Below are 8126 nucleotides of genomic sequence, written 5' to 3'. Positions count from 1 at the left end.
CGTCACTGCCTGTGCGGCCTTCCTCTGTTTCGGCGCCGGAGGTCCCTCCGCGGGCGCCCTCGCAGGCGCGAAGGTCTTGGCATGCTCTTCCTTCTCGGCCGGTGAAGCCGCGGCGCGCGTCGAAGAAAGGAGCACCTCGCTCGGCCCCAGGCCCAGCTCGGCGGGCACGACACGTGCCCGGGTCGCCACGCGCGGCACCGGCTGCGCCAGCGGCGCCCGCGAAGATTGCTGAGCGGCGATCAGTGCGCTGGGTTGCCGGGCCGGAGGCGTTCGCCACGCGGTCCAGGCCGCAAAGGCTGTGAACAGCAGCAGCGGCGGCAGCAGCGCCATCTGCATGACGTTGCGCAGCGAGCGAGCGTCGGAGGAGGAGCCGGCCTCGCTGTCGGCCGGCTCGGGTGTGGCGGTCTCGGCCTCGGCTTCGGCGTTCGGAGGCAGTGCGCCGCCGCAAGTCCGGCAACGCGTATCGCTCAGGTGGTTCACGCTCTGGCAGAACTCGCAGGTCGCGAACTGGGCCTTCTTGCGAATGAGCATTTCCACGACGTCTGCAACTTGCACGAAAGCGACGGCCCGCGGGCGGGCCGGCCAACGGGCCGTCTCGAGGATTGCGTGCGTACGGAAGGGGTTCATATCTTCTGAGCTCAGCGAAGTGAGCTTTTGTCGTACATCGTTGGAAGGTCGAGTGTAAGACGCCGCCTCGATTCTTCGCTAGCGTTTTATCGGGCATGCATGCAGTGGGATTTTTTTCACACTCCGCCGCCAAAGCTGTGACAACTTGCTTCACGAACGTGTTGGCGCTCTCTACGATCGACCCAAACATCGAAAGCGTCCAATGCAACTCCCGGTCTTGCGTCTGTCCCGAACGATCGCCGTCTTGAGCCTCTGCGCAGCCAGCGCGATGGCCTCGGCTGAAATCCATCGCTGCAAGGACGAGCGTGGCCAGACGGTGCTCTCCGACCGGCCGTGCGGCTCGGCGTACTCGGGTCAGTCGCTGCAGTCGAACGCGGTGGGCAGCGCTGCCGACCGACTCGCCGTGCCGCAGATGCATGCCTTGCGCGCGCGGGAAGGCAGCGGGCAGTACGACTTCATACCGGCCAGCCGGTCGAGCGAGCGTTATGCGGAGAAGCCGGTGCTGAAGTAGCGCCCCGAATTCGCCCCGCGGTCAGGGCAGGGCCGCGACCGCCGTGGCGGCCTCGGCGGCGATGCGGCGCAGCAGCTCCGTCAATGTTTTGGCCTGCGACTGCGGCGTGTCGGCATCGCCCGCGATGTCGACGCTGAACTCAGCGCCATGCAGYAGCCGCGGAACGCGCTCGGTGCTCCACAGCGTGATGCGCACGCTGGCCTTCAAGCGCCGCTCGCTGCGCACGTAGTCCATTCGGCTCAGTGCCACCTGCAACGAAGCGGCCGGCGACTGCTCTGCGCAATTGGCCTCGCAGAGGCGCCAGCCGGGCAGGCGCTCGCGCAGCGCGGCCGTGAACTCTCGCGCCACGCCGATCTCGATGCGCTCGGYCCAGAAGGTGTCGGGCCATTCGCCCAGCGTGCTGGCTTCGGCCCGGTAGCGCACGCGGCGCGCGACAAGGTATTCGGGAATCTCGGGCCGGCTCACGGCCAGCACGCGGACGCCGGCCGGCGGCGCGGACACCGTGGCGGCGGCTGCCGCGACGGCCTGCGGCAGGGTCARCAGCACCGGCGGTGGCCCCGAGGCGCAGGCCGAAAGCATCACGACCAGCGCGGCGCGCAGCGGCCAGGCCGCCCATCGGTTCAGTGCAGTCGTCATTCGCGTGAGTTCCCGAAAAAGATGGCGTTGGGTCGTTCCTCGAGCTGCTCGCTCAAGGAGCGCAGGCTCCGCGCCGCCTGTGAAAGATCCTTCGCCGCCGCCTCGAGGTCGCCGCGCAGCGGCGCGCCGGGCGAGGCCACGTCGGCCAGCCGTTCCATCGCCAGCTTGGCGGTCTCCGAGGCCTGGCGGGCGCCCACCAGGGCACGTTCCAGTTCGGGCTGGGCCGCGAGCACCGTCTGGCGCGAGCTGTCGGCCAGTTGCGTGATCGATCGCAGCGTGGCCTCGGAGCTGCCCTGCACCTGCCGGATGGCTTCGGTGGCGGCCATCAGCGTCTTGCGCGACTCGGCACCCGTCAGCTGCAGTTCCTTGCCGGCGCCGACGAGAACGCCCTGGGCGCCGTCCAGCGTTTTCTGCACCAACTCCATCGTGGTGCGCAGATCCTTGATGGCCTCCCGCATGTCGGCCACCGTGTCGCGCAGGGGCAGGTTGGCCACCTGGTCGATCAGGGCTTCGAAGCGGTCGGCCACCGCCGGGATCTCGGGCGCACCGGGGCCGCCGACAAGGATGTCCGGCGTGTTCGGCAGGAAGTCGAGTTCGATCAACTTCTGCCCGGTCACCACGCTCTGCATGGCCAGGCGCGCACGCAGCCCCCGCCGCACGAGGTCCGGCAAGTCGGGGATCTGGTCGCCCGGGCCCGCAGTGACACGCAGCGACGAGGGCTGCAGCCGCAGCGTGACCGGAATCGTGGTCTTGAGCGAACGGGCGTCCATCTGGATGCCGATCTCGGTCACCTGCCCGACCGTGACGCCGCGGAAGGTCACGGGCGCGCCGACCGACAAGCCGCTCACGTTGCCTTCATAGAACACGCGGGCCTTCTGCTGCTTGGTGAACAGGTCGTTGCCGCCCAGCCAGAGGATGGCCGCGATGGCGATGACGAAGGCGGCGACGACGAAGCCGCCGATCAGCAGGGCGTTGCGTTTCATGGGGAGGCCTCGGCAGTGGCGGCAGGTGCGTTCGCGGGCGGCACCTCCCGATGGAGAAAGGCATGCACGGTCGGGTGCACGTGCTGCTGGGCGAGCTCGCGCGGGCAGCCGTGGGCGATCGGCCGCTTGCTGTCGGCGTCGAGGAAGATGCCGTCGTCGGCGATCGCGAACAGGCTCGGCAGCTCGTGGCTGACGAAGACCACCGCCGCGCCGGTGCGATGCCGGATGTCGAGGATCAGGTCGTCGAGCCGGCGCGAGCTGATCGGGTCGAGGCCGGCCGAGGGTTCGTCGAGGAACAGCAGCGGTGGCTCGGCGGCGATGGCGCGGGCCAGGCCGGCGCGCTTCTTCATGCCGCCGCTCAGCGACGACGGATAGAAGTCCGCGAACTCGCCCAGCTCGACCCATTCGAGCACTTCGCGCGCCTTGGCTTCGCGCTGCCCGGCGTCGAGCCGGGTTTGGCGGGTGAGCGGCAGGCAGACATTTTCGAGCACGGTCATCGACGACCACAGCGCGGCGCTCTGGAACAGCATGCCGAAGCGCGAACGCAGCGCGCTGCGCTGCGCGTCGTCGCTGGCCCAGAAATCGACACCGTCGTAGGTCACGGTGCCGCCCGCCGGCGGCAGCAGGCCCACCAGGTGCTTGAGCAGCGTGCTCTTGCCGCAGCCGCTGCCGCCCATGACGGCGAAGATGCAGCCCTTCTCGACCTTCAGCGACACGTCCTCCTGGATCAGGCGGTCGCCGAAGCGCATCACGAGCCGGTCGACTGCGAGCAGGCTCATGGGAGCCCCCACGCTCGGCACTTCGTGTCCTCGCTGCCCCCCGAGGGGGCACGAGCTTGCTTGGGGCGGCCCGGCGCTGCGCTCATCAGATGTCCAGCGCGTTGGCGCAGAGGGCGAAGATGGCGTCGAGCACGATGATGCCGACGATGCTGGTCACCACGGCGCCGGTGGTCGCCACCCCGACGCCGGCCGCGTTGCGCTGGGCATGGAGGCCGTAGTAGCAGCCGACCATGCCGACCAGGGCGCCGAAGGTCAGCGACTTGCCGATGCCCAGGCCCAGGTGGGTCCAGGTGAGGGACTCGGCGGTGCGCTGCATGTAGGCGGTGGCCGAGACGTCCAGCATGGCGGCCGACACGATCATGCCGCCCAGCAGGCCGGYCACGCAGGCGAAGATGTAGAGCAGCGGCATCATCAACAGCAGCGAGGCCACCCGCGGCAATACCAGGAAGTCGATGGCGGTCAGGCCCAGCACCTCGAGCGCGTCGACCTCCTCGTTGGCCTGCATGGTCGCGATCTCGGCCGCGAAGGCGGCGCCGGTGCGCCCGGCGATGACCACCGCCGTGATGATGGCCGCCATCTCGCGCGCGACCGCGATGGCCACCAGGTCGGCGACGAAGATGCCGGCGCCGAACTTGGCCAGTTGCACCGCGCCGACGAACGCCAGGATCGCGCCGACCAGCAGGTTCACGACCCCTACGATGGTCACCGCGCGCGCGCTGCAGTCGGCCAGGACGCGGCCGAGGTCTTCGCGGCGGAAGGTCCAGCGCCCGCCCAGCGCGGCGGCGGCCGACAGCAGCACCTCGCCCAGGAAGCTCAAGGGCCGCTCGAGCAGGCCGGCGACCGATCGCCGCAGGGCGCCGAGCGGCTGGCGTCGGGGAAGGGAGGGCGGGGGCATGCGACGGACGGTGGTTTGTCCGTTGATGGTAGCGAATGACTCGCGGAAGACGGCGGAAACCAGTCCCGCAGGGCCTCGCGACCGACTTTCAGGCCGGACCGGCTACCACTCGCCCACTTCGCGCAGGCGCTGGTCGGGCTCCAGCCGATCGAGGCGCTCGCGGGCCTGCAGTTGCCGGCGCCGATCGGTGCCGACCAGCCTGCCCAGCTTGCGCGAGAGCGCCTCGGCAATGGAGCGCCGCGCCGGGGGCTTGGGCGCCGTGCGGCCGGCGCGGATCGAGCGGATGCGGCTGTTCATGGTTGCTTCTTCGGGTGGGCCTTGATCATCATGAACAACGGTGTCGGCTTGATGAAGGAATACCGCGTCGATGCGACTGCGGGCGTCGGATCGTGCAAATCGCACATTCGCACCGGATGGTTGCTGGACCGGGCCGGCCGGGGCCGACCTGGGAATAACCACTAGAGACTGAAGCCGTTGCATGTCTTTATAGTCTGCCGATCGTTTAGTTAACGATCGTTAGGACACAATGGGTGCATTCGATTCCGCCTCGCTGGCACAAGCGGTTCAGCTCGGCCTCCAGGGCATTTCCACCGGCGCGATCTACAGCCTGGTCGCCCTCGGCCTGGTGCTGGGCTACAAGGCCACCGAAGTGCTCAACTTCGCGCATGGCGACGTCCTCATGCTGTCGTCGTTCGCGGCCTGGCACTTCATCGTCGAGGCAGGCCTGTCGTTCTGGCTGGCGCTGCCGCTGGTGGTGGTGCTGGGCGCGGCCCTCTGCTGGCTGCTGGAAGCCAAGGTGATGCGCGCAATCGTCGGCCAGCCGCAGTTCGCGGGCGTGATGCTGACAATCGGCATCGGCTTCATGATCCGCGGCGGCACCAGCATCGTGTTCGGGCCCGATTCGCGCAGCTATCCGACGCCCTGGACCGACCGCACCACCCGGATCGCCGGCGCCGTGGTGGCCGACCTCAACCTCGTCATCATCGCGGCCGCGCTGGTGGTGACGGCGCTGCTCTTCGTCTTCCTGCAGCGCACGGCGCTGGGCGTGGCGATCCAGGCCTCGTCGCAAAACCAGCTCGCCTCGTACCTGTGCGGCGTGCGGGTCAAGCGGCTCAATTCTCTGGTCTGGGCCATCTCGGGGGCCATCGCGGCGCTCTGCGGTGTCCTGCTGGCGCCGATCTCGCTGGTCGACCTGGGCTTGTGGTTCGTGATGCTCAAGGCGCTCGCGGCGCTGGTGCTCGGCGGTTTCGGCAGCGTGCCCGGGGCGATCCTCGGCGGCCTGCTGGTCGGGCTGATCGAGCAGTTCTCGGGCGTCTATCTGCCCGACGGCTTCAAGGACGTGATGCCCTACCTGGTGCTGATCGTCGTGCTGGTGTTCTTCCCGCGCGGCCTGATCGGCGAAGCGYACGGGAGGCGCGTATGAGCTACGAGACCCGCTATGCCGAAGGCCGCGCGCTGCTGCGCACGCGCGGGCAGCGCCTGCTGTACGGCGCCCTGGCCATCGCGCTGGTGGCTGCGCCCTTCGCGCTGCCCACCTTCTACGTCGGCGAGGCTTCCTTCATCTTCATCATGTGCATCGCCAGCCTCGGGCTCATGACGCTGACCGGCTTCACCGGGCAGGTGTCGCTCGGCCAGGCCGCCTTCCTGAGCATCGGCGCCTACACACATGCACAGCTGCTGACGCTGGGCCTGCCGCTGCCCCTGTCGTTGCTGGCCGCCGGTGCGGCGGCCGGAATGGCGGGCTTGCTGGTGGGCCTGCCGGCGATCCGCGTCTCGGGCCTGCACCTGGCGGTCGTGACGCTGGCCTTCGCGATCGTCACCGAGCACGTCATGGGGCGCTGGACATCCGTCACCGGCGGCCACAGCGGCCTCGCGGTGCCCAACCCGGTGCTGTTCGGCCTCGGCCTGGGGGCCCCGCGACCCTTCTACTTCCTGTGCCTGGCGCTGCTCGGGCTGGTGCTGTGGCTGCTGCTCAACCTGATGCGATCGGCCACCGGACGCGCCTTTGTCGGCGTGCGCGACTCCGAGGCCGCGGCGCAGGGCCTGGGAATCCACGTGGCACGCACCAAGGTGCTGGCTTTCGTAATCTCGGCCAGCGTGTCGGGCGTGGCCGGCGCGCTGCTCGCGCACCAGACGCAGTTCATCACGCCCGAGGGCTTCGGGCTCGCGCTCTCGCTGCAGCTGGTGCTGATGGTCTTCATCGGCGGCATGGGCAGCCTGCGCGGCGCCATCTTCGGGGCGCTGCTTATCGGCATGCTGCCGTCGCTGATCTCACTCATGAAGCCGCTGCTGCCGGCGCGCATCGGCAGCCAGTTCGGGCTCGAGCTTTTCGTCTACGGCGCGGTGCTGGTGTTCTTCGTGCTGCTCGAGCCGCGCGGCATCAACGGCCGCTGGGTCCGGATCCGCGCCGCCCTCGACGAATTCCCGCTGCGCCATCGGGCGAGCTTCCGGCGACAGAAGGCCTACATGCGATCGGAGCGTGCCTGATGGCCTTCTTCGAAGTCGATCGCCTGAGCCTGGCCTTCGGCGGCGTGCGTGCGGTGCGCGAGCTCAGCTTCGAGGTGGCGCAGGGCGACGTGTTCGCGATCATCGGCCCCAACGGCGCCGGCAAGACCTCGGTCTTCAACCTGATCACGCGCGTGTTCGATGCCAGCAGCGGGTCGGTGCGGCTGCTCGGCCGCGAGATCACGAAGGTCGCGCGGCACGACGTGGTGCGGCACGGCATCGCGCGCACCTTCCAGAACATCGAGCTGTTCGAAGGCGCGACCGTGCTCGACAACCTGATGCTGGGCCGCCACTCGGCGCCGCACGGCAGCCTGTTCGCGCAGCTGCTCGACCTGCCGCTGGTGCGGCGCGCCGAGGACGCCACGCGCGAGGTGGTCGAAGACGTGATCTCGCTGCTCGATCTCGCGCCCTACCGCATGAGCCTGGTCGCCGGGCTGCCGTACGGCATCCGCAAGATCGTCGAGCTCGGCCGCGCGCTGGTGGCGGGGCCCCGGCTGCTGCTGCTCGACGAGCCGGCCTCCGGCCTCAACCCCGAGGAGACCCACGAGCTCGCGCACTGGATCCGTGACATCCGCGACGCACTCGGCATCACGGTGGTCATGGTCGAGCACGACATGTCGCTGGTCTCGGCGGTGGCCGACCGCGTGCTGGTGATGGAGCAGGGGCAGCGGCTCGCACTGGGCACGCCGGCCGAAGTGCAGTCCGATCCGCGCGTGATCGCGGCCTACCTGGGAGCCTGAGTCATGAGCGCCTTGCTGAGCGTGCGCAACATCGAGACCTGGTACGGCCCGGTCAACGCCATCCGCGGCGTCAGCCTGGAGGTGCAGGCCGGCCGCATCGTCTGCGTGCTGGGGGCCAATGGCGCCGGCAAGACCACGCTGCTGAACACCATCGCCGGTGTGATCGATCCGGCCAAGGGCAGCATCGAGTTCGAAGGCCGGCGCATCGACGGCCGTGATGCCGACGAAGTGGCGCGTGTCGGCGTGGTGCTGGTGCCCGAGGGCCGGCAGGTGTTCACCTTCCTGAGCGTGATGGAGAACCTGCGCATGGGCGCCTTCGCGCGCCGTCGCGACCCCGAGGTGGCGCGCGACATCGAGCGCGTCTTCGAGTGGTTCCCGCGCCTGAAGGAGCGCCGCGCCCAGGCGGCCGGACTGCTGTCGGGCGGCGAGCAACAGATGGTGGCGATCGGC

Annotated in this window: 11 protein-coding genes; 5 read left to right on the top strand and 6 right to left on the bottom strand. The window is 69.3% G+C overall.

Features of this window, described 5'->3' with window-relative positions:
• Positions 1 to 537: hypothetical protein (locus AC1DY5_RS32865; RefSeq protein WP_478118301.1), on the bottom strand; the 537-nt coding region annotated here is incomplete at its 3' end.
• A gap of 292 nt (positions 538 to 829) precedes the next feature.
• Here AC1DY5_RS32865 and AC1DY5_RS32860 point away from each other — a divergent pair.
• A complete protein-coding gene (locus AC1DY5_RS32860; protein WP_478118299.1) occupies positions 830 to 1138 on the top strand; it encodes a DUF4124 domain-containing protein in 309 nt (102 codons plus the stop codon).
• Positions 1139 to 1159: 21 nt separating this feature from the next.
• Here the strand turns inward: AC1DY5_RS32860 and AC1DY5_RS32855 are convergent, their stop codons facing one another.
• The 5 genes from AC1DY5_RS32855 to AC1DY5_RS32835 form a co-directional block, all read right to left on the bottom strand.
• On the bottom strand, positions 1160 to 1774 hold the full coding sequence (locus AC1DY5_RS32855) for a PqiC family protein (protein ID WP_478118297.1): 615 nt from the start codon (positions 1772 to 1774) through the stop codon (positions 1160 to 1162).
• Complete coding sequence (locus tag AC1DY5_RS32850) at positions 1771 to 2757, bottom strand: MlaD family protein (protein WP_478118295.1); 987 nt, start codon at positions 2755 to 2757, stop codon at positions 1771 to 1773. The genes AC1DY5_RS32855 and AC1DY5_RS32850 overlap by 4 nt, the downstream gene beginning before the upstream one ends.
• Positions 2754 to 3536: an ABC transporter ATP-binding protein gene (locus tag AC1DY5_RS32845; protein ID WP_478118293.1), complete on the bottom strand. Its 783-nt coding sequence runs from the start codon at positions 3534 to 3536 to the stop codon at positions 2754 to 2756. Before AC1DY5_RS32845 ends, AC1DY5_RS32850 begins: the two co-directional genes overlap by 4 nt.
• A gap of 85 nt (positions 3537 to 3621) precedes the next feature.
• Positions 3622 to 4431 (bottom strand): MlaE family ABC transporter permease, encoded by an 810-nt coding sequence (locus tag AC1DY5_RS32840; protein ID WP_478118291.1) that lies wholly within the window; start codon positions 4429 to 4431, stop codon positions 3622 to 3624.
• Positions 4432 to 4533: 102 nt separating this feature from the next.
• Positions 4534 to 4728 carry a hypothetical protein gene (locus AC1DY5_RS32835; protein ID WP_478118289.1) on the bottom strand — a complete coding sequence of 65 codons (195 nt, stop codon included), beginning with the start codon at positions 4726 to 4728 and terminating at the stop codon, positions 4534 to 4536.
• A 229-nt stretch (positions 4729 to 4957) separates the two neighbouring features.
• Between AC1DY5_RS32835 and AC1DY5_RS32830 the strand changes: the two genes are divergently transcribed.
• From AC1DY5_RS32830 to AC1DY5_RS32815, 4 genes are all read left to right on the top strand, one after another.
• A complete protein-coding gene (locus tag AC1DY5_RS32830) occupies positions 4958 to 5854 on the top strand; it encodes a branched-chain amino acid ABC transporter permease (protein WP_478118287.1) in 897 nt (298 codons plus the stop codon).
• Positions 5851 to 6918, top strand: coding sequence for a branched-chain amino acid ABC transporter permease (locus AC1DY5_RS32825; RefSeq protein ID WP_478118286.1), 1068 nt, complete (start codon positions 5851 to 5853; stop codon positions 6916 to 6918). Before AC1DY5_RS32830 ends, AC1DY5_RS32825 begins: the two co-directional genes overlap by 4 nt.
• Positions 6918 to 7676 (top strand): ABC transporter ATP-binding protein, encoded by a 759-nt coding sequence (locus tag AC1DY5_RS32820; RefSeq protein WP_478118284.1) that lies wholly within the window; start codon positions 6918 to 6920, stop codon positions 7674 to 7676. The genes AC1DY5_RS32825 and AC1DY5_RS32820 overlap by 1 nt, the downstream gene beginning before the upstream one ends.
• 3 nt (positions 7677 to 7679) lie before the next feature.
• A partial coding sequence (locus tag AC1DY5_RS32815; RefSeq protein ID WP_478118282.1) for an ABC transporter ATP-binding protein occupies positions 7680 to 8126 on the top strand: 447 nt, incomplete at its 3' end.

Source organism: Variovorax sp. P4_D9 (genome assembly GCF_056401695.1).
Note: the sequence above shows the minus strand (reverse complement) of the source record. Positions and strands in the feature narration are given on the sequence as shown.